This is a genomic window from Priestia sp. JNUCC 25, assembly GCF_053667915.1.
Map to the genome: position 1 here is coordinate 3,832,529 of NZ_CM132211.1, position 24,015 is coordinate 3,856,543.

Sequence of the window (24,015 nt, forward strand, 5' to 3'; positions counted from 1 at the left end):
AAAGACATACAGCCCAAAAAATGGCGTAGTATGTCTTTTTATATAAGGGTACGCTAATAGCGCAAGGGATTTACTAACGTTAGCTGAGGTGATATGTATGGGGAAAAAACATCGCAATCGAATTAATTCGCCTAAAAAGAATAATCATATTCCAAAAGAAGCAATTATAGCAGAACATGAAGCCCATGGAGATGAATATTCAGCAACAAACCGAAAAAATGGCCCTGGCCATCATACTCGTGATTACTAAGGGTCAACATATAAATAAAAAGCGGCCAGATAGGTCGCTTTTACCTTATGTTTAGCGTACGTGCAGGCGGTTCACTTTTTGCCAGCCGTCTGTCCATAACTTGTAGTAATACTTTCCTCGAGTACCTTCATCAATTAACAAAATATCGCCTGTGCTGATAAACCTCGCATCACAATCTTTTGGCAAATTATCAGCAATATTAAACATTTGAAATACTTGTGTTGCTGCGTCTTGATGATCGAATGCTGTAATCGTTAGACGATGGACAGGCTTATATCCGCGCTTTTCGCCTTTTTCTTCTGTTTGCATAATGGTTACATCATATTCTGTGCTAATATTAAATTGTTTTTTTATTGTGGTCCACACACTCAACATTCTTCCCTCCACCCAAAAGCAAGTATTTACTCTTTTACGTCATGTATTCTTATATAATTAGTGATAAAATCCGAAAATCCTTTATCGAATCAAAACGTTTTTTGTCGAAATTACTAGTTTTTTCTTATTAAATATGTACATAAAATATTTGTTTCCCATTTTATCATTAGTTGTTTTTGAATGGATGAATCAATAGGCCTACTTAAACAAAATGAAATATTAACGAAAAAAATGTAACCATTGCTCCTATTTTTGGTTATATAGGCGTTTAGAAAGGAGATAGACTCCTAAGGACCAAGCAAGTCCTAAACAATATCCTGCTAGTATATCCGTTAAAAAGTGTACGCCTAAATACAAACGGCTAAATCCAATTAATAAAATAACAATAGCTATTACGCATGCAGCTGCCGTTTTAACAGCCCTGCTTCTTGTATACATCCATATTAACAAAAGTACTCCGCTGTAAAACGCCATTGAGTTCATGGCATGTCCGCTCGGAAAACTATAGTGAGAGGCGGGAACGACTTGACTCCAATCAGGTCTTGGTCTTGCAAAAATCTCCTTCAATCCCCAATTTAAAGCGCGAACTCCCCAAAAAACGAGCGTGATATATAAAGCGAGCAACCCTTTTCGTTTATAAAGAAGAAATACTATAATTGCAAACCATATTGGCGCAGTGACATACCAAGATCCTACGGTTGTTATAAATATGATGATGGGTGTTAACGTGTCCGTCCTCCATCCTTCAATGGTATGAAGTACATTAAAGTCAAGCTGTTTCACCCAAGGTGTATTAAACGTAAATAAAATGAGTAAAAAGAAAGCTAAAAGCGATACAATAAATAGAGAATATTTTGTAGTGCGATTTACCATTTTTTATTTCCTCCAACCTATTAAAAGAAAAAGCATGTAGCGTTCTACATGCTTTACTTATTCACACGTTTTGGCTGAATATAGTCTTCCGGCTTAGGAGCTTGATGAACGACAAATTCAGCCGAAAATTCCTCTTTTGCATTTATTTTTTTCGTTTGCTTTGATTGCGGCATATACCTCTCTCCTTTCTTTTTACTGTCTTTAATATACGAAAAATAAAGGAGAGCTATGCACGTTAGCTATAGCGTGAAATAATATTGGTTAATATATTTTTTAACTGAGGAATTTCTTTTTCAGAAACATGAACATGAACGAGCGACTCATCTGCATCCAGCATTTCAGATAGAAAGCCGCCAAACCCTCTGGCACGTCGATCTACTTCTATAAATAAATCGTAGTCATGTAAGCCGCTCGGCTGTACGATGATTTCAATTTCATCTACTTTCCCAGCGTACAATCCACCGCTTGGAACAAATTCAAATTCTTGAACAAAAGGAAGTCTTTTTCTCATCCGGCGAGGGGCTTCTTCGCACTCGACTTGGCGCAAGCGAAAGCCAAGCTGTTCCATAGCTTCAATTGCGCTTGTTACCATAAGGTTAGGAAGCACTTTTACATGATCAATATCTGACGGATCAACGGCATCTTTAATATCGAGGCTCGTCGCCACCCAAACCCGGGTTCTCCCTAATGTAACAGGCGTATCATCAGGCAGCTGAAAGGTAAAAGGAATAGATTTCGTTTCAGCTGGTTGAATAGTGAACGGGTCGTTAATCTTAAACGTATTGAGCTCAATATCCTGCTTGTATTTTTTATCGTCTCTTTCTTTTACATAAGTTGTGAATAGACGCAGATAGATGCTGTCAATTTTCTGCTCAACATTGCCTCCGTACACTTCAACAATCCCTTCAATCTTTTCACCAGCACGAAATTCATCATTGACAAGCTTAGCGTCCACTCGCGCTGCACCAATTCCAATGCGGGCTAACGCTTTATTAAATAGCGCCATACTTTCCCCTCCCTGAGTTCTTACTATTTATATAGTCATAAATATCTTTTTGTAAACTTTTAATGCTTTCATACGATTCATCTGCTCTCAGCATTTTTTGAATGATGATCTTAATAGGTGTCGACAAACTTAGCTCTTGTTCCCAGCTTCTTTCTTGTTTTTCCGTCGGCTCATAACCAGAGTATAATAAAAATAAAAGAAAATGACCAAGTGCATAGATATCGCTTGCAGCGGATGTTTGTCTCATAAACTGCTGTTCTTCTATAAGGGTGCTTGTTTCTTCATGGTCCCCTAAAAATCTAGCAAGACCAAAGTCAATAACATAGATGGTTCCGTTAACATCAATAATATTTGGAATACGAAGATCACGGTGAATGATTCCTTGCTCATGAATAGCAGAAACTACGTCTAGAATATTAAGTAAAATGTCAAGCGCTTGTTCTTCCGTATACACGCACTTCTCTTCAAAAATTAAACCTTCAAACGTTTTTCCTTGAATCAATTCCATCACTAAGAAACAGCCTTCATCTGTTTCGATAGCTTCATACAGTGAAGGAATTTGAGGATGATTTAATTGAGACAGCAGTTTCGCTTCATAATGATAAGACTTCAGCCCCTGAGACGTGCGCTGCTTTGTTTTACGGAGCTGTTTTACTACTACCTCTTTTTGTTGCACAATATCGTTAGCAACATATGTTATACCATAGCTTCCCATTCCCAGTACATCTATGATTTCATAGCGCCCGCAAATGACTTTTCCTTTTTTAAAAGGGCGGTCAACTAACCAGCGATGAAGGTGTTTGAACATTCGATTTTTCATCATAAATCAACTTGAGAAAAAGCTTGAGAAGAAGCTTCCACTTTTACGTTTGCGCTTGTAGTGGTGGTGGCCATATTTTGAATGACTGTGGCTGTCATAATATTTGCTTCGTTTATAATCGCTACTGCTGCTATGGTGACGAGGACGTCTGTAATGCTGATCACTGCTGCTGTAGTGACGAGGACGTCGATAGTGTCGATCGCTGCTGCTGTAGCGTCGATGTTTAGATCCAGTTAATGATTCAAAAATTTTTCTGAACATAAAGAAAACCTCTTTTCTTAACATTTGTTACCCTTTATACGTACGAAATGTTATAAAGGTTTCAAAAAATCCCTTACCCTTTTTTTATATAGTTAAACGTTTCAAAGGAGGCTTAACATGACTTCTACTGACACAAATTCTCTCATTAAATTGGAGGATGTTCTTCGCCTGCAGCAGATGATGCAGCTCAAACCTCCTGCTACCCTCCCGCTGTCTTTTATCGGAGAAGACGTAAAATTGATTCAAGAGATTCGAAAAAAAGTAAAAAAAGCTAATCAAAACAATGTTACACGTACCCAAGCTTATTTAGACTATTATCAAAAACACCCCGAAATTCACTGGGCTTTTTTAGCACACTTGGTTTCACGGAACGGCGGCTATTACATGACAGATCTCTCCACTACCTTAATAAAATCCCTGCTTTCTCCAGAAAAACAGCATGCGTACTTCTTGTTTTTAGAACATTCCAATTCCGCCATTTTTCATGATGCTTACGCTCAGCTGTTACTCTATGAAAAAAGCAAAGAGCAAAACAGCAATCTGTTTCATTTACTACCCGCTTTTCACATATCTTTTTTTATGAAAACTGTTTGGAATGACTTTTGGCAGCATAGAAACAAAACGCTCTTATCAATAGCCCTGATTGTGAACGAACAGTATCATATCGAAAAAAATGTTCTCTTTAAAAAAGAGTTTCAGCGGGATGTTCTTCACTCTTGGCAGTTTCACACTCAAAACTTTCTCGGTATGACTCAAATCGTCTTTCCCTATTATTCAGGTAATAACATTGATTTATGTGGAACAAAAGTGTATCATTTCGAGTCTGTCTTAAAACGGATTGAAGTGGGAAAAACTTTATACGTTCTTCTTTTTTATTCAAACTTGCATGATTCTATCTATACATTTAGCCTTAAACACCCCCACACAGGGTCTCGAAGCGATTATAATACGGATATATTTACAAAGAATCGAACTCATTCCAAAAAGCTGTATAGCCCGACTTTAAATATGAGCTGGGGAGACCGCGTACACCTTTTTTTAAGAAAAGATGAGTGGTTTGAAGACGAAAGCATATTTTCTCTCCTTGAGTCTATTCCCGCTTCTTCAGTTAAAAAAATTCCCATTCAGCATCATATAAAAGTGCAATCCGCTATTAAAGCTGCTAACCCTTTTTCATAGCCGCTGTCTCATAAACAAAACGACGAGTTTCCCCGTCGTTACAGATGTATCTATCTTTTTATTCTTCATCTTGCTCATCAATAATACATTTATCAATGAGATAATCAAAAGTTATATCCGCTAATTCGCCTAGCTCTTCTTCAGCGGGAACATAGCCTCGCTTGACTAGTTCATTGTAAAAGAACTCCGCAATTTCTTCCGTATCAATGACCACTTCGATTTCTTTCACAATATCACTCCTTATCCCGTTTGAACGGATTAGCGTACCTTACTTTTCTTAAAAATAGGTTCACTCCATCTTCTGCTTGAAGTTTTACCTTATACACATTTATGAACAATTCAGCAATAGTATGTCTAAAATTTCAGCAGTTTAAATAGAAAGGTAATTATCCCCATTCTTTTTTCATTACCATCGCCGTATACACAATAAAAGATAGCTAAGAGAGATGTGATGATCTATCTCGGCTATCTTTTATTTATTAGGCATCTACCTGCTATTTTCCTTGTTCGGATTTTGCTATCTTTTTTAAATGTTTCAGCACTAAGTTCATGACTTCAGCGTATTCTTCATCTTCAAAAAGCTCATACAAAAATTTATAATCATTGTACACATCTAAAAGACCGTTTATAATCTCATGCTTTTCTTTAGTTAACCTCACTTCTTCTTTTTCAGAACCGTTTTGTTTTTTCATCTTTGGTAGCAACTCCGTCTTTTTAATTTCTTTACCTAAATACAACATATCAACACTTTGAGCATAATTTTCTGTTTCCTCATGAGGAGTTACGAGAATGAGTTCTTCTTCACTAGCCTCAAGCCATTCTCCATCTGTTACACGTGACAATTCATAGACAATATCTTCCCATGAATCCTCTTTATAACGCCATATTTCTGTTCGAATACCAATGATTTTAAATAACTCTTTTCCATAATTAAAAACCTGGACGATATCGCCGAAGAAAAATTTATATTCAAGCTCTACTCTTTCCTGTACTAATATTTGACCTTCATATTCTTCTAGAAGCTCAATTGTATCTTCTAAAAAAAGACCTTCACTATGGTTGATTTCGTATACAAAAATCCCATCCATTACTTTTATATCGGTTATAGTGCCAACGGTCCCGTATATTGTTACAACGACTGTTTCACCAATTCCGTATTTAGGTTTTTTCTTCCCTGCCATCGTCGCACCTCCTTAGTAAACATACACCTACTGAAAAGTTACAATATTATATGCAGTAACTAAAAAAGGGGAAGTATAACATCTTTAGAACCAAGCCTTTATTATCTATTGCCCTCTATCATTTTTACCCCTGCTTATTGCATGAGCTAAAGAAAATAAAAAAGCAGGCTGATGGATATCCATCAGCCTGCTTTTTTATTTCTCACGCATTATTTTGATAAAGCTCCCATGCTTCATCAAATACGGTCATACTTGATAAATAATGTCCGTTGAGCTCTAAATAAGAACTCAGTTCGTCATAATTTGTTGAAGATTTCGGGAAGCTGTGATCATCATAAGCACTTCGCGCAAACTCTCCCATTCGATCATGTTTTTTATTTGATCGGAATTTCATTATATAGTGATAAAAGGATTTCATCGTACTCCCCCTCCAGCGGTATGTGTATCTTTTCTATCATTTTTTCAAGAAATCTACAACTTTCTTCTGTGTTATGTAGATGTCGAACACTGCAATATAAGTGGTTTACCGGACAAAAAATATTAAATTCATGTTACAGTTGCAAAACAAATTTCACTATTAGCGTAACGAATAAATATTGTTATATCAATATTTTTCTTTTTTCAAAAAGACATTTGTAACAAAAACACATCGTTTTTATAACAAAAGCGTTGATTCGACAGGTTTCTCAAGCCTTTATGTAATTGCAAAAAAGAAGAATTCATGTTTTAATTCCGTAGTGAAAGGTTATTCTAACAATAATCGCCATTTAAATAAATCTTGTTGGTGGGAGGTTTACATCAGCATATGTTGAGGAAAAATAATACTATGAATACTCGAAATGCTTACTTTGATAATGCTAAATTTGTATTAATTTTTTTAGTTGTATTTGGACACATGATTTCTCCGTACCGAACAGATAGTAGCGGAATGCTGTCCATTTATCACTTTATCTTTATTTTCCATATGCCTGTCTTTATTTTACTAGCAGGTTATTTCTCAAAAAATTTTCATAAAAAAGGCTATTACAAAAAAATATTTACAAAGGTGGCTCTTCCTTACTTAGCTTTCCAAACTATCTATACCCTTTATTATAGTGTGCTTTATACAGATGAAACGTACACGCTTCAATATTTGGTTCCTAGATGGGCAATGTGGTTTCTACTGAGCTTAATTTTTTGGAAATTAATGCTTCCTTTCTTTGCGAAATTCCCGATGTGGATTAGCTTAACTGTCTCTATTTCGCTTGGACTTGCAATGGGCTTCATTGATATTGACGGATTTGATAAAATTCTAAGCATTAGCCGAATGTTTGTCTTCTTCCCGTTTTTCCTTTTAGGCTACTATTTGTCACAGCGACAAGAGCCTTTTACAAATCTTTTGACAGCGCGAAATCGAATCATTGCATCCATCGTATTACTAGTGACATTAATCGGAAGCTATTCTTTCTTAGACGACACGGCTTACACAGATATGCTGTATGGAACGAACACGTACGACAATGTGGCCGAATTTTTAATGCGCGTTTCTCACTATGGAATTGCTTTTCTTGTATCTTTTGCCTTTATGGCTTTAATTCCAACGCGCGGTTTTGCTTTAACAAGCATTGGACAGCGATCCCTATACGTGTATTTATTGCACGGCTTCATTTTAAAATGGTTCTTTACAACTGACTTCTCAAAAAGTCTAGAGCCAACATCATGGGGTATTATCGTCTTAATCGCCCTGTCCATTTTAGTAACGATGCTTCTCGGCAGCCGTATTGTCGATTGGTTCATCACCGGTACCAAGCTCATTGTTCAGTTTGTTACACCTAAAAAAGCCATTCAGAAATTTTCACTAGCATTCAAACGTACGTTTTCATAAAAGTCATACTCCTAAAGGAGTATGACTTTTTTCATTTTCTTCGAAGAAACCAAGTAAATAATTTCATTTTGCTGAATTTTATGTTAACGTTTTAATATCTAAAGGAAGGGAGTTTTTCAAGATGGAATTAGCATATTATGCTGGAGAGTTTAGAGATATTAATGAGGCTGTTATTCCAATTGATGAACGCGGTCACCAGTTCGGAGACGGTGTTTATGAATTTATTCGCGTATACAAAGGAGTTCCGTTTTCGATTGAACGTCACTTAGACCGCTTAGAAAGAAGTGCAAAGGCAATCTTTATCGAACTGCCGGTTTCAAGACAAGAGCTAAAGGACATCATTCACCAAGCAATGGAAAAATCAACGTTAAAAGACGCTGATATTTATATTCAAGTTACGCGCGGGATTGCTCCTCGAAATCATTTATTTCCCGATGTACCTGCACAATTAGCACTCACAATACGCCACCCTCGCCAAACACCTGAAGAAGCCTATGAAAAAGGCATTTCTACGCTTCTTTTGGAAGACGAGCGATGGGCTAATTGCTATATCAAATCATTGAACTTACTTCCTAACCTTCTGGCCAAACAAGCTGCGGCTTCTAAAGGATGTAAAGAAGCTATTTTAGTAAAAGACGGATACATAACCGAAGGGTCGAGCAGCAATGTATTTGCGATAAAAGACAACGTCTTGTTCACGACTCCTGCCACAAGAAAAATTCTATCCGGTATTACGCGCGCTAACGTACTCGAATGTGCGCAGGAACAAGCCATTCAAATCCGAGAACAAAATATGACTCCTTCCTTTTTAAAAGACGCTGATGAAGTTTTTATTACGAGCACATCTGTTGGTCTCTTGCCCGTTTCAAAAATAGACGAAGTCGAACTTCCAACTTTCCGTCCTGTTACAGTGGCTTTAAAACACGCCTACAGCCTGCGCACTGCTGGAACAAAGGCTTATCAATAAGCAAAGCCGCCCCTTACAAAATAAGGGACGGCTTTTTAGAATTTAAAGTAGTTGCGCTTTAATAATCTCGGCACTTTCAATAGCTCATCATACCGAATGGATTCATCAAGTTTTTTTGTATCGACAAGAAGCAGCTGTGTTTCCACTTCTTCTATGATCTCTTCTTCTTGATATGACATCCCGCAACCTGAACAGCTGATACATGGCATATGAGTAATTTCAATACTTCTCGTTCCGTCTGGCAATTCCCAGTATGCGGTATTGGTTGTTTCTACCGCTTTTTCTTCTTCGCACCATGCGCATTGAACAGTCATATTACAGGACCTCCTTAAGATGATGGAGCATCGTCGCTTTTACCGTCTTTTTTCAATTGTGCTTTAAACTTTTTATCTTTTAATTCATCTCTTTTTTCACGTTTGTCTTTTAGGCTTTCGTGAGCACTGTCACTTTCATATGTTTTACGTCTTTTTACTCTCCCTAACCCTTCCGGTACAAGGTTGAATTGAGCATCATTCATAAGACCCGAGATGCCGATGGAAGAATCTTTAGTATCCGATGCTGGATAAACAGCTCGAAAATAATCATCTGCACCCCCAGGCACATAGCTTTCTGGCTCCGGATACGTCGTAATCACTCCTTCAAAGTTTCGCAGAACAACTTTACTTGCGCTTTGACTAATAATATAGTTTGGCTGAACCGCAATCTTTCCTCCTCCTCCTGGCGCATCAATAACAAACGTTGGAACAGCATAGCCAGACGTGTGACCTCGCAGCCCTTCCATAATTTCAAGCCCTTTGGAAACAGGTGCACGGAAATGCCCAATTCCTTCTGATAAATCACATTGATAAATATAGTAAGGACGAACGCGTATTTTCACTAAGTCGTGCATAAGCTTTTTCATGATAGCTACGCTGTCATTAATCCCAGCTAAAATAACGGCTTGATTGCCAACTGGAACGCCTGCATCGACAAGCATTTCACATGCTTTTTTTGTCTCTTCCGTAATTTCAATGGATGTATTAAAGTGAGTATTTAACCATACTGGATGATATTTTCTTAAAATGGCACATAAATTTTCCGTTATTCGCTGCGGAAACACAACGGGTGCTCTTGTGCCAATTCGAATAATTTCCACATGGGGAATAGCTCGTAAATTCTTCAAAATATATTCTAAAATGTTGTCATTAATCAGCAAGCCATCACCGCCTGAAATGAGTACATCTCGTACTTCGGGTGTTTTGGCGATATAAGCAATCGCAGCATCTAACTGCTTTTTTGGAACGCCCATTCCGATTTGTCCTGAAAACCTTCTTCGAGTACAGTATCTGCAGTACATGGAGCATTGATTGGTAACTAAGAACAAAACGCGATCAGGATAGCGATGAGTCAACCCTGGCACGGGAGAATCTTCGTCTTCATCTAGGGGATCTTCTAGATCGTATTTTGTTTTATGAAGTTCTTTGCCAACCGGAACAGACTGCATACGGACGGGGCAGCGAGGATCATCTGGATTCATTAAAGATGCATAGTAAGGCGTAATATTGAGCGGAATTGTTTTGGTTGAAATGCGTACTCCTTCTTCTTCTTCAGGAGTTAAGTTAATAACCTTTTTTAAATCATCTAACGTTCGAATTGTGTTTGTTAATTGCCAAATCCAGTCATTCCATTTTTCTTCAGGAACATCTTTCCATAACTCAATATCTTTCCAATGTCGGGACGGCTTATATAAATCATATAACATACAATCGCTCCTTTATGAAGATTTACTATTGTTATATGTTACAGCCCATAAATTGGTTAATTATTTCTCACCCTTTACTTTTTGACAGATCCTTCACCCATACGTTCATATCTTCTAACGATTTATAAATGTAGCAATTATTCGTTAATCGTCCCGTATAGATATACCCAAGCTGATGAAAAGCGGCATTCATTCCAAATGAAAGCGCTCTCGCTATTGTGTATGCACAAAAAATATGCCGCTGTTTTAGCTCCGCCTCTAGTGCGCTTAATAAATGCTTCATGAATCCATACTTTCGGTAAGCAGGGAGAGTCGCACAATCCGTTAGTTCAGCATTATGATAAACATAGTCAATTTCAGCAGAAGCAGCGCTAACGATATCGTTCTTGTCAACTATGATATAAAACAAACTATCTTCTTGAAGCAAACTAGAGAGATACTCTTCTTCGTAAAGGGGAGTAGGATACACTGTGAAGATTTGACGATAGAGCTGAGAAAGTTGTTTAGCGTCAGATGAAATGGCTCGGCGCATGATCAGTTGATTTGATAAAGGAGAATAATTAGATGTCGGCAAATTCAAAACATCTTGAAGCAGCTCTGTTTCTTTTAACGTCTCCCCGCTGTCTCGGCGGGATTGAGACGTATAGTAGCATAAAAGATACGCGTCGCTTCCGTTAAAATAGTAGGGAACAGTTGCTTCTAAAGAAAATCCCAAGCTCATCCAGTCCAACAGATGTTCAGCACGTGCTTTTATAATCCACTTTTCGTACGTTGCCTTATCAACTTCTTTATATATATAGCTGTAAATATCGTTCATATTTCCCCGGTAATCATCTATTCTCAGACGCTTGTTACATTCATCTAAAAAAAGAGTCATAGCAAAGGTTGGTTGACAAATATTTTCTTGTTTCGCCATTTGTTTGTATCCTCTCCCTTTTTAGCTTAGTCCGCAATACTGCACCAGTCTGCTACCGTGAGAGCAATAATTTCTGCTGCGTCAAGCATCGTTTGAATACAAATATACTCATTCGGAAAGTGGGCCACTTCTGTTACTCCCGGTCCAAAAACAACTGTTGGAATATCCCCTACTTGTGACAGTATCCCTCCGTCCGTTCCCCAAGGAGATGCTTCAATGATCGGCTGTTTCTGTTTCACTTGATAAAAAGAGGACGAAAGAGAGGTCATAAGCGGATGCTCCAATTCAATTTCACCGGGAAGCCAGTGGGCCCCAAACCATTCCAGGTCGACAGGATGCTCAGCAAACCACTCATCACACTGAGGCAAAAGTTCAAGCCAGGCTTTCATTTCTGCTCTGACATTTTTCATTTTTTCATGCGGAGCAACTCCTATCCTGCCTTCTAATATTACTTGATCAGCGACTGAAGAAGGCCACGTTCCTCCTTGTATATTTCCGATATTAATCGGCACGGGAATGGGAATTTTATTATAGAGCGGATCTGTAATTCGACTGTTTCTCTCTTTTTCAAGACCCTCAATATGTTTAAGCACAACAGCCGCTTTTTCAATCGCACTCACGCCTTCATACCGAGTCCCTCCATGTGCTGCTACTCCATGCACGGTCACTCGAAACCACATGGAGCCTTGCTGCTTAGGAAAGATCTTCATGTTGGTTGGTTCCGGAATAATGGCACCATCTGCTTTATACCCTCTAAGTACGCAGGAAAGTGTTCCTGCACCTCCGCTTTCCTCTTCTACTACGCTTTGAAAAATAACATCTCCTTTTAGTGAAATATCTAGCTCTTTCAACGCTTGAATAGCTAAAAGTAACGACACATTTCCTCCTTTCATATCCGTTGCTCCGCGCCCATATAAGTTTCCATCTTTTACAACAGCCGTATAAGGGTCTTCCGTCCACTGTGAAAGATCTCCGGGTGGCACTACATCAATGTGCCCATTCAAAATGATGGATTTCCCTCCGCCTTTCCCTTTTAACACGCCTACCACATTCGGACTGTCTCGAAAAGTAGAACGGTTGGAGGCAAAAGCTTCATGGCTACGAAGTATTTTTTCGTCCGGTTCCCATATATCAATATCTAACTGCAACTGTCGAAGGCGTTCAATGACAATTGCCTGCGCATGCTTTTCAGAACCTTGTACGCTTGCTTCTTCTACGAAACGCTTGAGTAAACGCACTGCACTTTGACGATGCTCTGTCATCCAGTTATGAATAGATTGCTGTATCTTCATGTAATGGTCCTCCTTATGGTATCGTAATCAATTGATCACTCAGGCGAACTGTCGCTTCTGTTGAACTCAAAATATCCTCTACGGTATAAGGAGACATTAACTCTGTTAGTAGAAGCGCATCTTTTTCCACTTTAAAAACCGCCCGATCTGTAATAACTAATCCCACGCAGCCCGAAGCAGTCAGAGGTAAAGAGCACGTCTTAACCAGCTTCGGTTCTCCTGTCTTGCTCGTATGATTCATTAGCACAATGACTTTTTTCGCTTTTTGAGCTAATTCCATCGCTCCTCCCATCCCAGGAACTCGCTTACCTGGCACAATCCAATTAGCTAAATCCCCTTTTTCACTCACTTCTAACGCACCAAGAATGGTCATATCGACGTACCCTTTTCGAATCATCGCGAAGGCTGTAGCACTGTCACAGTATGAAGCCCCTTGAACCGTAGTTGTTGGATAGCCTGCTGCATTGCAGACATTCTCATCTTCTTCACCTAAAGGAGGCGAAGATCCTAACCCTAAAATTCCGTTTTCAGCATGAAACATCACATGAACAGTACTTGGTACATAATTAGGAATAAGAGAAGGAATGCCAATCCCTAAATTAACAATCATGCCGTTTTTGATTTCAGCCGCAGCACGTTTTGCAATACGATGACGCATATCTATTCCCAAACCCATTTCCAATTCACTCCTTTTGAAGGAACAATATAATCCACAAATACACCTGACGTCATCACGTTCTCTGGGTCAATGTCGCCAAGAGGAACAATTTCATCCACTTCAGCGATAGTTATACGACCTGCCATTGCCATTAACGGATTAGTGTTTCGAGCGCTTTTATCATAAAGCAAGTTGCCGAATGGATCGGCTTTTTTTGCATACACAAAAGCAACGTCGGCTGTGAGCGGCTTTTCCACTAAAAATGTCTTGCCGTCTACTTCTACTTTTTCTTTTCCCAATTGAATAATGTCATTTTCTATTCCTACATCAACCAGTATTCCTCCAAGTCCAACTCCTCCCGCTCGAATACGTTCAGCAAGCGTTCCTTGAGGAGAAAACTCAACTTTTAGCTTTTCTTCTGTCATGAGCGTCCCAGCCACTGGGTTCGACCCAATATGAGAAGCGATCAGCTTTTGAATTTTTCCTTGGCTTACCAATTTTCCGGCGCCAATATGAGGAAAGCCTGAATCATTACATATCAATGTAAAATTTGATTTTCCGCTTTCAATCAGACCGTCAATGAGAGAAGGCGGGCTGCCTACTCCTCCAAACCCTCCTATCATTAGCGTAGCAGCATGATCGACATATCCAATCGCTTGTTCCACAGTTGTAATCTTTTGAAATGAGTTTTCGACCTTTGTCACTTATTTCACCTCATTTCTCTGTTTTTCATTTTGTACTTCATGCAATGTTTTTGAAAGCAGATCGACCGTTTCATCAAGCTGACGATGAGTAATTGTAAATGGTGGGGCAATAATAATGCCGTCTCCTTCGACTCCGTCTGTTCCTGCTTGTGAAGGGTAAAGAAGAAGACCATTTTTTTGGGCTTTACTTATTAGGCGTGCCGTCATATTTTCCGAGGATGAAAAAGGCTCCTTCGTTTTTGGATTTTGCACAAGCTCAAGACCAATTAGTAAGCCTTTGCCGCGTATATCACCAATGATAGGATAAAGAAGCTGAAGCTTCTTCAATTTTTCTACTAAGTAGTCTCCTTTCAGCGCTGCTTCTTGAACGAGATCATGCTTTTCAATATAGGTTAAAACAGCTAGCCCTACAGCCGATGACAGCGGATTAGCGCTTAGCGTATGTCCGCTCATAATTAATTTGGATCCGTTCATAATAGGTTCAATCGTTTTGCTGCTAGCCAACGTAACGGCTATTGGTGTATATCCTGCTCCCACTCCTTTTCCAAGCGTCATGATGTCTGGTTTAACTCCCCAGTGCTCATACGCAAACATCACGCCTGTACGCCCAACCCCAGTCATGACTTCATCCGCAATCCATAACACATCATATTTATCACAAATTTCTCTTATCACTTCATAATAACCGGGAGGAGGTGTAAGCGCTGCTCCGGCTGCTCCTACAATGGGCTCTGTAATAAAACCAGCAATATGTTCAGGGCCAGTTCGTTTGATAACTGTTTCCAATTCGTGTGCACAAGCAAGATTACAGGATGGATAGGTTTGATGAAACGGACATCGATAGCAATAAGGAGGTGAAACCGAAGGATAATCTTCAAGCAAAGATGAGAAGCGTTTTCGTCTTCCAACGTGCCCTGACATAGACAGAGCTCCTATTGTAATACCGTGATAGCTCATCCACCGTGACAAAACCTTTGTTTTGGTTGGCTTTCCTTGCTCTTGAAAATGCTGAATTGCCGTTTTCATAGCCGTTTCAGTCGCTTCTGTCCCGCTGTTAACAAAAAAACTCCACTGGAAATGATTGCTGCTTAATTCACATAGTTTCTTAGCTAAGGCTTCTGTTGAGTCACTTGTAAACTGCGACCGATATACAAACGCAACTTTCTGTGCCTGATCGGTCATCGCATCAATAATTTCTTTTACGCCGTGTCCGATACTTGCTGTAACTGCCCCCGACGAAGCATCTATGTACCTTTTTCCATCTTGGTCGTACAAATAAATTCCTTTTCCATATGAAATAACTGGGTAGTCATCGTCGAGCAGCGGCTTTATTACATGAGTTTTATTCATTTCCGCACTCTCCTTTCAAACATACACTCTTATTAAACTGTATGCTGAAACGAAGAGTTTCTTGCCAATAAAAAAAGCCCTAGCATATAGCTAGAGCTTTTGCGCTTATTAAGCTGATTGCGTTACAGATTTATCGATACGCTTTGCTTCTGACTCAGCCACAATAACGGCACACGCAGCGTCTCCCGTAATATTTACAGATGTACGAAGCATATCAAGCAAGCGATCAATTCCAATAATTAATCCGATACCTGCTACAGGCAGTCCAACCGAACTCAGTACCATTGCTAGCATAATGAGACCAACTCCCGGCACACCTGCTGTACCAATACTAGCAAGCACCGCTGTCAATACAACCGTCACAAGAGCACCTAGCGACAGGTCAACGCCGTATACTTGTGCAATAAAAATAGTCGCTACACCTTGCATAATTGCCGTTCCATCCATGTTAATGGTAGCACCTAACGGCTGAACAAAACTGCTGATGGACTCCGGGACACGAAGATTTTTTTGAGCCACATTCATTGAAATCGGAAGCGTTGCATTACTGCTTGATGTACTGAATCCAACTGTCATCGCAGGAGCAAAACCTTTAAAAAATTCAATAGGGTTACGTCTGGCCATAAGCGCGACTGATCCCCCATATGTTACGATCGAATGGATAAACAGCGCGAGCACGACTACAATCATGTACAGCCCCATCGCTTTAATTGCCTCCCAGCCTTGACTTCCAACCGCGGTTGCAAGAAGCCCAAATGTTCCGTAAGGAGCAAACTTCATCACTAGATTTACAAGATACATCATCAATTCATTGCCTTGCTCGAGTAAATTGTAAAGCCCTTTTGTTTTACTTCCAAGCATCGTAATACCAAAACCGATAAAGATAGAGAAAACGATAAGTTGAAGCATATTCCCTTCAGCCATCGCTTGAATTGGGTTGACTGGAATCATATTTAAGAATGTCTCTCCAACCGGCGGTGCTTTTTCGGCTTCAAAAGAAGCGTTTTTTGTATCAAAAGATCCAAACGTACCCGGTTTAATTGCATACGCTAAAATTAAACCAATAATAATAGCAATGGTTGTTGTAACTAGGAAGTAGGAAACTGTTTTAGCCCCGATTCTTCCTAGTTTTTTAGGATCTCCTAAACCTGCTACGCCTAACGTGATAGAGAAAAACACAATTGGTACAACAAGCATTTTAATTAAGCTTAAGAAGATTTGGCCAAGCGGTGTAAACAAGTACTTGTCCAGCGGAGCAAAAGCACTTGGAGCAAAAGCATTAATCAACACTCCTACAACAGCACCAGCAATTAGCGCGATAATGATCTTTGTCGATAGCTTCATAGATTTACCTCCCGTAAATAAATTATATTAGAATGATTCTAACTACCATACTTATTTTACCATGCATTGAGAACGGTAACACTCAAAATATACAATATATTAAAAATTTTCAGATTAATATTTTTCAGCTATATAAAAAACCATGAGAATATCGTGGTTTCATAAACCACCATTCATAAATATGAATAATTATTCTAATACCCGCGTACTTTACTTCTTTCATAAATATTTTACTCATCAAAAAACAACTCTTTTCAACTGTTGATTTTATCCTTGTATTGCTTGATATAACCCTCTTAAAATTTCACTGAATTTATTGATGGAAATAAATGGACATTATCAATTCGCCTTATTCTATTTAATTCTGCTCACGATAGAAGTATGGATTCCGTAATATCTTTTAAAAAAGGAGCGGGTAATTATCATATAAAACTATCGGAGTTGGAGCGGTACAAGTTCTTTACTTTTTACTTATTCGCTCTCGTTATTTAACACATAAAAAAAAAGAGGCCGTGACGGCCTCTTTTTTTTTATACAGTAACAGGTTCAGAACTTGCTTTGCGATTCTTTAATTTTTCAACAATGTCACGCGCTACCCACACACCGCACGCACTTGCCTGCGCGAGCCCTCGCGTAATACCAGCTCCGTCTCCTCCCACGTATAAACCAGAAATTTCAGTTTCAAACTTATCGTTTAACTTCGGACGGGCGGAGTAAAATTTCGCTTCCACACCGTAAAATAGCGTATGTTCAGATGCTAATCCAGGCGTTACGTGATCCAGTGCTTCTGTCATTTCAATTAAGCTTTTCATCGTATTGTAAGGAAGCACTAAGCCCAAGTCACCAGGTACAGCTTCTTTTAACGTTGGTTCTAAAAAGCCTTCTTTAATTCGAGTCGCTGTTGAACGACGGCCCTTTAAAATATCTCCATACTTTTGAACAACTAAACCCCCGTTTGACAGCATATTAGCTAACCTTGATACTTCGTGCGCATATTCATTCGGCTGATCAAATGGATCCGAAAATTTATGGGAAACAAGCAGCGCAAAGTTCGTATTTTGACTTCCAAGCTTCGGATCTTTGTATGCGTGTCCATTTGCTAACATAATACCTGAATGATTCTCTACTACCACATGTCCTGAAGGATTGCTGCAGAACGTTCTGACTCTTGTACCTACAGACGTATTGTAAATGAATTTCCCTTCGTACAAGTGCTTGTTGATTTCTTCCATAACAACGTTGGATGTTTCGACTCGAACGCCGATGTCCACTTGATTGTTAATCATTTTTAAACGACGTTTTTTTAGTAAGTCACTCATCCACTTCGAGCCGTCTCGACCTGGTGAAACAACCACTTTATCAGCCGTAATTCTTTCACCATTCTTCAATTCGATACCGCGCACGATATGCTGACCATCTTCTTTTTCTGTTATTAAATCGTCTACTTCCGTTTTATACTGCATATCAATTTTTTCTTTTAAGTATTCATAAATGCTTTTTAAAATTTCTAAATTTTGCTCTGTTCCTAAATGACGCACCTGGGCACGTAATAGCTTTAATCCTGCTGCGTATCCGCGTTTTTCAATTTCACGAACTTTATCAGTTAACGGATCCGTAATCGTATCGGTTGCTCCGTGTTTTAAATTAATTTCATCCACATATTTAATTAAATCTACCACCTGTGATTCAGACAGATAATCCGTCATCCAGCCTCCAAATTCACTGGTGATATTAAACTTCCCGTCTGAATATGCGCCGGCTCCACCGAAACCATTTGTGATAGAACAAGCAGGCAAACAGCCAGCAAACTCTTTTTTGCCAACCGCAGGCGGACATTTTTCAATTTTTTTCTGAAGAATCGGACAATTACGTCGATAGATATCGTGTCCTTTATCGATTAATAAAATAGTTGCTTCCGGTAATTTTAACGTTAACTCATAGCAAGTAAAAATCCCAGCGGGTCCTGCCCCTACCACAATAACATCATAATTTGAGTTCATTGTACATTCTCCCATCATCTTTTTTCTTTGGGTAAAAGATAAAAGTTATTGACCGAATTTTCTTTTTTTATTATAATTCGGTTATTTTCTAGCCATTTGATAATATATCAAAAACAAACCCTTTAGTCAACAATATACACGAACATTAAAATAAAATATTTAAAAAACATTCGTTTTTATTCCAAACAAATAAAAACCAGTGAACGAATAGCAAGCGCTATGAAATGTTCACTGGTTCTTTAATGTACGGAAGAGCAATTTCTACTTTTGTTCCTACTCCTACTTTACTCGCAAATGAAATATGCCCTTGATGCTGTTCGATTATTCGGTAGCTAATCATTAACCCTAGCCCCGTTCCTGTTTGTTTAGTGGAATAAAACGGTTCACCTAGCCGAGCTAAAGATTGCTCATCAATTCCACAGCCTTCATCCTCGATAATGACCATGCCGTATTCATTTCTTTTCTCAACGGTGACTTTAACTGTCCCTTTGCTCATTGACTCAAGCGCATTTTGAATTAAATTAATAAAAACTTGTTTAAGCGCATTTTCTTCACAAAAGATTGTAATCTCATCACTAATCTCATTAATAATACGACAGTTTTTATAATTGGCGTGTGTATCTAATAGTAATGTCACATGACGTATGATTTGATTGAGACTTTTGGGGTGGTATGAATTTTCAATTTTAGGCTTGGCCAGCGTTAAAAATTCTTGAATAATGGATTCGACGCGATTCAATTCTTCAAGCATAATATCATTGTATTCTTCGTTGTACTGTTTCGATGCTTTTAACAGCTGAATAAACCCTTTAATCGCCGTCATTGGATTACGAATTTCATGTGCTACTCCTGCCGCTAACTTGCTCACCATTGTAAGCTTTTCAGATTTGCTTGCCATTTCATCATATTTTTTTCGATCCGTTACGTCGCGAATAATATACTGAATGGCATCCTGTCCTTCAAACTTAATTTTGGTTGCCGAAGATTCAATAATGACGACTCCTTTTTTAGTCAATAGTTTCACATCAACACGCGGCCTCACGGACATTCCATTCATCAGCTGAACCATTCGTTCTTTTACGATTTCTAAATGTTCGGGGTGAATAAAATGAAGCCAAGGACGCCCGATATACTCTTCTTTTTTCTCGCCGCCAAGAAGTTTAACACCAGCGGGATTCAAATATTGAATTCTGCCTTCTCTTGTTACAATAAATGCATCTTGGCTTTGCTGGACAAACTGCTTATATTGCTTCATTTTTCGAATGACTTCCTCTTGCTTTTCAATACTTGAGGAAAACTCTTTCCACTGAACAACTAAGAGCGGAATATCCCCTTCCGTGCGCTGAATATGGATGTGCATCGGAAACTGCTGATCTACTTTTTTCTTAAGTAAAACAACTTCTTCCTCTTGCTTTCTTAACGGTTCCACTTCATGCTTTTCAATAAAAAAGCGATTTGGCTCTTCAAATACATTACAGGAAAGAAGTCGTTCCTCCGTTGTTTTAAAAAGGTGGCAGCACGCTTCATTTAAAATTTGAATATCTCCATCCATATTCATTACGAGCATTGGTGTAAATGACATTGAAAATAGCTGTTGAAATACTTTTTCCTTTTCCATATATTCACCTTCGCTTATTGAGTTACTAGCTATAGTATAATATGGTAAATGTTGATTTGGCAAAATTTTTTTATTATTTAAACAATTTATATGTAAGTTTGTCCTTTTCCATCTGTTATAAAAAGCTCGCACATGCGAGCAAATGAGATCTAATCAGCAAAAACAGGTGCAGCCAATGATGATTAATAAAATAAATAGCACAACAATCAATGCAAATGACTGGCCCGTTCCGCAATGATGATAACCGCCAATTGGATAGCTAATTGGATAGTGGCAAGTATCATATAGGTGGTGATAGCCTCCGTGATGGCATGGATCGTAACAATCGTAGTTATACATAGCAATCTCTCCTCTTGTTTTTTTTATTCATTTCGTACACTGTACTTTATATGCGTTAGTTGATTGTCCTGTATGTGCATTCGCCCATTTTTTACTTTCTCTTACGCCATATTCGCCTTTTGGGCTGCAGCGTATACGAAAACAACAAAAGTAAAATACTTCCCATCACCAGTAACGTAGTAAAATCTTTCATAAACTCAATAATGACCCCTATATACGGGAGATGGTATGCGTAGCTTCCAATCACTTTAAAAGAGGCAGACAAAGAATCTCTTTGAGCTGTAACCAGTACATCTAGCTCTTGATTATGGGCCAGTACAAGTTCATTCTTTGAAGAAGATGATTCGTCTCTAAAGACAACTATATCTCCGCGATGCAGGTGGTGATAATCCGTTTCTTGAACGGTCACAGTGAAACCAAATAGGCTTGGAACTGTACTAACAAATAAAAATGTAAAGCAGATAGCATAAAGAACAAGTACATATCGAAACGCAGAAAACATACATTTATTGATCATAGGTAATCAGCTCAATTCGCTCGGTTACTTTATTTAGCGCGGGGGTAATGTGATTAAATGAAGTAGAGCGCCCTGTAAATTGAATCAAAAGTAGCAGCAGTAAAAAACTTAACATAATTAACCGTAGCATCCGAGCATAAAAATCGCGCATGCTCTCACTCCTTTTTTCTATACTAAATTCGGTCGTACAATAAGCCTTCAGTCAATAATTTGATTCAGTATATGCACATAGAGGGCATTTGGCTCATTGTTTCTTCTTGGAGGTCTCGGGAGTGATCAGTGATCGGCATAAATTATGAGTTTTAGCATATGTTTGGTTACGTATGGAAATGTTTTTATACTCCGACAATAAGGGAGCTGAACATATGGCTAATTATTCCTTTGATCAATATATCAAAAAAGCAATGAAATACGATTTTCTAGCTAACTACTATAAGTATAGTGATCCATCTAAGCATATTCATTATTATCAAAAGCATTTGTACTATATCCAGCAGGCCATCTTAACTTCTTCTGAAAATACGAATTTACGCGTAAATCCACCGCAAATTCGTATACTTCACGCTTCTCCAGATTCTCCATCTGTAGATATTTATATTAACAACAAACGAGTGATTCGCAATTTAACTTATAAACAAGAAACAGATTATATTGAATTACAAGAACCTGGAAGATATACAATTTCTATTTATCCCGCTGGAGAAACGGGAAGACCTGTTTTAACGGAATCATTTACATTTGAAGGAAACCAAAATTACACGGTAGCGGCGGTAGATGAGCTAAATAAGCTTGATTTATTATTTATCTATGACAATACGGATGTACCAAGTGGAGAAACAAAGCTTCGGTTTGTGCATCTTTCTCCTGATGCTCCTGCTGTGGATATTGCAGCTAGAGGCGGAGACGTCATTTTTTCTGGAGTGCAGTTTAAAGAAGTCACAAAATATTTGCCTTTATCCCCCATGCATGTTCAACTTAGTGTGCGCATAGCGGGAACCAAAAATGTAGTACTCGAAATCCCGGCACTGAACCTTCGTCCGAATCGAACATATACGGTATATGCCGTCGGATTTGCTAAGAACCGTCCTGCGTTAGAAGCGCTGATTTCCCAAGATCGTTAACAAAAAAAACCTTCCAATTTGGAAGGTTTTTTTATTCACTGCGCGAAATTAAACGTACGCGAATATCATCATTTTTTAAATCAAACTTTTGTACTTTTACAGCAAAATCACTCTCTAACTTCATCTGCTGTAACGCTACGTATACTGATTCATTCTTTGGATCAATCGTTACCCATTCTGGTAGCGCAAAGTTATTATTCACGTATCGAAGCACTGTGCGGACAGGAAGCTGCAGCTTTCCAACAGAAAGTGACTGCTGTTCAAGCACAATATCTCCATTTTTTTGTACGATTGGATCAAATGTCATTCGAATATTAATATCATCGCCGAATACTTGAATCGTACCATCTACTCTTACTACATCGGTAAGAGTAATTTTGTAGTTAAGCGGCTGATTCTTAAACTCTTTTTTTAAATATTTATCAATCAGTACATTTAAGTCCGCTTTTTTAGCCAAAATAGTTAGTTCTGCGTCTCCTTCTACTTTTTCAGAGGGAGTTGGATTGGCCTTGTCAACCGGTTGAAAAATAAACGCAATAATAAGGATAGCCCCTAGAACATTAATCCCTAATAACGCGATAAATAGGGTTTTCCACTTCTTCATATAACAATCTCCTTACTCGTTCCCACTCTCTTTCGTGTTTTTCTCTTTTTCATCAGATGTAACTTCTTCTGCTGTTTCCTTTTTCTGGTCTCCAACGAGAGGATCTTCTTCCTCCATTGATTTACTAATGCGCTCAGCCATTAGTTTGTACCCTTTTTTATTAGGGTGAAACTCGTCTTTCCCTAATAAATTTACGTCAGAATCATAAAAAATATCATCAATTTTTACATAACTTACATTATCATATTGAGAAGCAATTTTCTCGCTTGCCGCATTCCATTCATTAATAACAACATTAATTTCTTTCACATCACTTAACGATTTAAAGAATGGATTATAAAAACCAATTAAATAAATATGAGCATTAGGATTAAGCTTACGTATACGTGAAAACACGTCATTTAGACGTTTTTCATATTTTGACTGCTGTGATTCAAACGTCTTAATTGAGATATTGTAAAAGTAATCTCTTACCACTTTCATCACGTCATTGCCGCCAATCGTCAAGAAAACGATGTCTGCTCTTGATACTTCAGCTGCTACTCCCGGCTGATTTAACCTCGCTAATAGCTGATCCGTCCGGTTTCCTCTTTTACCTAAATTCTCTGTTCGTACATTTTGCACTTCATTTTGTTTAGAAAGGTATTTAGTTAAGTATGGTACATAACCGCCTTTTTTAGACTCATCTCCTACTCCTTCTGTTAATGAGTCGCCAATGGCTACAATATCTAAATCTACAGGAAAAAAGCCTTTCGGAATATGCTTTTTAGGTGTTAAATCCACTTCTTTCTGAACGGCTTCTTCTTTATTGTCCGTTGGCAAAAAAGTCGTCGTCGAACAGCTCGCTAACACCACCGCACTCATACTGCTTATCACTATACTTTTCCATTTTCTCATCATAACACCTACTAACTATGCTGTATTCTCGCTGTCACAAGCAATACTGCTTACCGCTCTGAATAACTATATCCTTATATCTTATCATACTATGTCAAGTTGATATTTTACTACGTTTCTTATATATAGTATATGTAA

28 protein-coding genes are annotated in these 24,015 nt (G+C 38.4%); 5 read left to right on the plus strand and 23 right to left on the minus strand.

Annotated features, from left to right (window positions below):
- Positions 1–97 precede the first annotated feature (97 nt).
- Entirely contained in the window at positions 98–250 is a 153-nt protein-coding gene (locus JNUCC25_RS20200) for a hypothetical protein (protein ID WP_013058712.1), read from the plus strand.
- Between the two features lie 51 nt (positions 251–301).
- Here JNUCC25_RS20200 and JNUCC25_RS20205 read toward each other — a convergent pair whose 3' ends face one another.
- The 5 genes from JNUCC25_RS20205 to JNUCC25_RS20225 all read right to left on the minus strand — a co-directional run bounded on the left by JNUCC25_RS20205 (position 302) and on the right by JNUCC25_RS20225 (position 3,585).
- Complete coding sequence (locus JNUCC25_RS20205) at positions 302–625, minus strand: hypothetical protein (RefSeq protein WP_013058713.1); 324 nt, start codon at positions 623–625, stop codon at positions 302–304.
- 246 nt (positions 626–871) lie between these two features.
- Entirely contained in the window at positions 872–1,498 is a 627-nt protein-coding gene (locus JNUCC25_RS20210; RefSeq protein ID WP_013058714.1) for a phosphatase PAP2 family protein, read from the minus strand.
- 235 nt (positions 1,499–1,733) lie between these two features.
- Positions 1,734–2,504, minus strand: a complete 771-nt coding sequence (locus JNUCC25_RS20215) for a sporulation protein (protein WP_029323933.1) — start codon at positions 2,502–2,504, stop codon at positions 1,734–1,736.
- Positions 2,491–3,327, minus strand: coding sequence for a serine/threonine protein kinase (locus tag JNUCC25_RS20220; protein WP_013058717.1), 837 nt, complete (start codon positions 3,325–3,327; stop codon positions 2,491–2,493). The genes JNUCC25_RS20215 and JNUCC25_RS20220 overlap by 14 nt, the downstream gene beginning before the upstream one ends.
- 3 nt (positions 3,328–3,330) lie before the next feature.
- Positions 3,331–3,585 carry a hypothetical protein gene (locus JNUCC25_RS20225; RefSeq protein ID WP_078082119.1) on the minus strand — a complete coding sequence of 85 codons (255 nt, stop codon included), beginning with the start codon at positions 3,583–3,585 and terminating at the stop codon, positions 3,331–3,333.
- 117 nt (positions 3,586–3,702) lie between these two features.
- Here JNUCC25_RS20225 and JNUCC25_RS20230 point away from each other — a divergent pair, with 117 nt between their 5' ends.
- The gene (locus JNUCC25_RS20230) at positions 3,703–4,764 is read left to right on the plus strand and encodes a DUF2515 family protein (protein ID WP_013058719.1); all 1,062 of its coding nucleotides are present in this window, start codon (positions 3,703–3,705) and stop codon (positions 4,762–4,764) included.
- A gap of 58 nt (positions 4,765–4,822) precedes the next feature.
- Here the strand turns inward: JNUCC25_RS20230 and JNUCC25_RS20235 are convergent, their stop codons facing one another.
- The 3 genes from JNUCC25_RS20235 to JNUCC25_RS20245 form a co-directional block, all read right to left on the minus strand.
- Positions 4,823–4,993 (minus strand): YozD family protein, encoded by a 171-nt coding sequence (locus JNUCC25_RS20235; RefSeq protein ID WP_013058720.1) that lies wholly within the window; start codon positions 4,991–4,993, stop codon positions 4,823–4,825.
- 265 nt (positions 4,994–5,258) lie between these two features.
- Positions 5,259–5,945, minus strand: a complete 687-nt coding sequence (locus tag JNUCC25_RS20240) for a hypothetical protein (protein WP_013058721.1) — start codon at positions 5,943–5,945, stop codon at positions 5,259–5,261.
- A gap of 202 nt (positions 5,946–6,147) precedes the next feature.
- Complete coding sequence (locus tag JNUCC25_RS20245) at positions 6,148–6,363, minus strand: YozE family protein (protein WP_029323935.1); 216 nt, start codon at positions 6,361–6,363, stop codon at positions 6,148–6,150.
- 408 nt (positions 6,364–6,771) lie between these two features.
- Here JNUCC25_RS20245 and JNUCC25_RS20250 point away from each other — a divergent pair, with 408 nt between their 5' ends.
- Entirely contained in the window at positions 6,772–7,809 is a 1,038-nt protein-coding gene (locus JNUCC25_RS20250; protein WP_013058723.1) for an acyltransferase family protein, read from the plus strand.
- Between the two features lie 121 nt (positions 7,810–7,930).
- Positions 7,931–8,776, plus strand: coding sequence for a D-amino-acid transaminase (gene dat / locus JNUCC25_RS20255; RefSeq protein ID WP_013084681.1), 846 nt, complete (start codon positions 7,931–7,933; stop codon positions 8,774–8,776).
- A 35-nt stretch (positions 8,777–8,811) separates the two neighbouring features.
- On the opposite strand, the gene JNUCC25_RS20260 is transcribed toward dat, so the two are convergent.
- From JNUCC25_RS20260 to JNUCC25_RS20320, 13 genes are all read right to left on the minus strand, one after another.
- Complete coding sequence (locus tag JNUCC25_RS20260; protein WP_013058725.1) at positions 8,812–9,090, minus strand: YokU family protein; 279 nt, start codon at positions 9,088–9,090, stop codon at positions 8,812–8,814.
- A gap of 14 nt (positions 9,091–9,104) precedes the next feature.
- A complete protein-coding gene (gene kamA, locus JNUCC25_RS20265) occupies positions 9,105–10,517 on the minus strand; it encodes a lysine 2,3-aminomutase (protein WP_013058726.1) in 1,413 nt (470 codons plus the stop codon).
- Between the two features lie 67 nt (positions 10,518–10,584).
- On the minus strand, positions 10,585–11,433 hold the full coding sequence (gene ablB, locus JNUCC25_RS20270; protein WP_078082120.1) for a putative beta-lysine N-acetyltransferase: 849 nt from the start codon (positions 11,431–11,433) through the stop codon (positions 10,585–10,587).
- Positions 11,434–11,459: 26 nt separating this feature from the next.
- Complete coding sequence (locus tag JNUCC25_RS20275; RefSeq protein WP_029323942.1) at positions 11,460–12,725, minus strand: peptidase; 1,266 nt, start codon at positions 12,723–12,725, stop codon at positions 11,460–11,462.
- 13 nt (positions 12,726–12,738) lie between these two features.
- Complete coding sequence (locus JNUCC25_RS20280; RefSeq protein WP_013058729.1) at positions 12,739–13,401, minus strand: 3-oxoacid CoA-transferase subunit B; 663 nt, start codon at positions 13,399–13,401, stop codon at positions 12,739–12,741.
- Positions 13,386–14,087, minus strand: coding sequence for a CoA transferase subunit A (locus JNUCC25_RS20285; RefSeq protein WP_064472064.1), 702 nt, complete (start codon positions 14,085–14,087; stop codon positions 13,386–13,388). The genes JNUCC25_RS20280 and JNUCC25_RS20285 overlap by 16 nt, the downstream gene beginning before the upstream one ends.
- On the minus strand, positions 14,088–15,437 hold the full coding sequence (locus JNUCC25_RS20290; protein WP_029323944.1) for an aspartate aminotransferase family protein: 1,350 nt from the start codon (positions 15,435–15,437) through the stop codon (positions 14,088–14,090).
- Between the two features lie 108 nt (positions 15,438–15,545).
- Positions 15,546–16,781: a dicarboxylate/amino acid:cation symporter gene (locus tag JNUCC25_RS20295; RefSeq protein ID WP_013058732.1), complete on the minus strand. Its 1,236-nt coding sequence runs from the start codon at positions 16,779–16,781 to the stop codon at positions 15,546–15,548.
- A 530-nt stretch (positions 16,782–17,311) separates the two neighbouring features.
- Positions 17,312–18,781 carry an NAD(P)/FAD-dependent oxidoreductase gene (locus JNUCC25_RS20300; RefSeq protein WP_029323946.1) on the minus strand — a complete coding sequence of 490 codons (1,470 nt, stop codon included), beginning with the start codon at positions 18,779–18,781 and terminating at the stop codon, positions 17,312–17,314.
- A gap of 217 nt (positions 18,782–18,998) precedes the next feature.
- Positions 18,999–20,399, minus strand: coding sequence for an ATP-binding protein (locus JNUCC25_RS20305; protein ID WP_013058734.1), 1,401 nt, complete (start codon positions 20,397–20,399; stop codon positions 18,999–19,001).
- Between the two features lie 153 nt (positions 20,400–20,552).
- Positions 20,553–20,738: a YjcZ family sporulation protein gene (locus JNUCC25_RS20310; RefSeq protein ID WP_075419415.1), complete on the minus strand. Its 186-nt coding sequence runs from the start codon at positions 20,736–20,738 to the stop codon at positions 20,553–20,555.
- A gap of 91 nt (positions 20,739–20,829) precedes the next feature.
- Positions 20,830–21,255 (minus strand): hypothetical protein, encoded by a 426-nt coding sequence (locus JNUCC25_RS20315; RefSeq protein WP_013058735.1) that lies wholly within the window; start codon positions 21,253–21,255, stop codon positions 20,830–20,832.
- Positions 21,245–21,406: a hypothetical protein gene (locus JNUCC25_RS20320; protein WP_013058736.1), complete on the minus strand. Its 162-nt coding sequence runs from the start codon at positions 21,404–21,406 to the stop codon at positions 21,245–21,247. The genes JNUCC25_RS20315 and JNUCC25_RS20320 overlap by 11 nt, the downstream gene beginning before the upstream one ends.
- Before the next feature lie 214 nt (positions 21,407–21,620).
- On the opposite strand from JNUCC25_RS20320, the gene JNUCC25_RS20325 reads away from it, so the two are divergent.
- Positions 21,621–22,376 carry a DUF4397 domain-containing protein gene (locus JNUCC25_RS20325; RefSeq protein WP_014458542.1) on the plus strand — a complete coding sequence of 252 codons (756 nt, stop codon included), beginning with the start codon at positions 21,621–21,623 and terminating at the stop codon, positions 22,374–22,376.
- Between the two features lie 31 nt (positions 22,377–22,407).
- Here JNUCC25_RS20325 and JNUCC25_RS20330 read toward each other — a convergent pair whose 3' ends face one another.
- Together JNUCC25_RS20330 and JNUCC25_RS20335 are read right to left on the minus strand one after the other, a co-directional pair.
- Entirely contained in the window at positions 22,408–22,980 is a 573-nt protein-coding gene (locus JNUCC25_RS20330) for a YpmS family protein (RefSeq protein WP_013058738.1), read from the minus strand.
- Between the two features lie 12 nt (positions 22,981–22,992).
- Positions 22,993–23,877, minus strand: a complete 885-nt coding sequence (locus tag JNUCC25_RS20335) for an SGNH/GDSL hydrolase family protein (protein WP_014458541.1) — start codon at positions 23,875–23,877, stop codon at positions 22,993–22,995.
- Between the last annotated feature and the right edge of the window lie 138 nt (positions 23,878–24,015).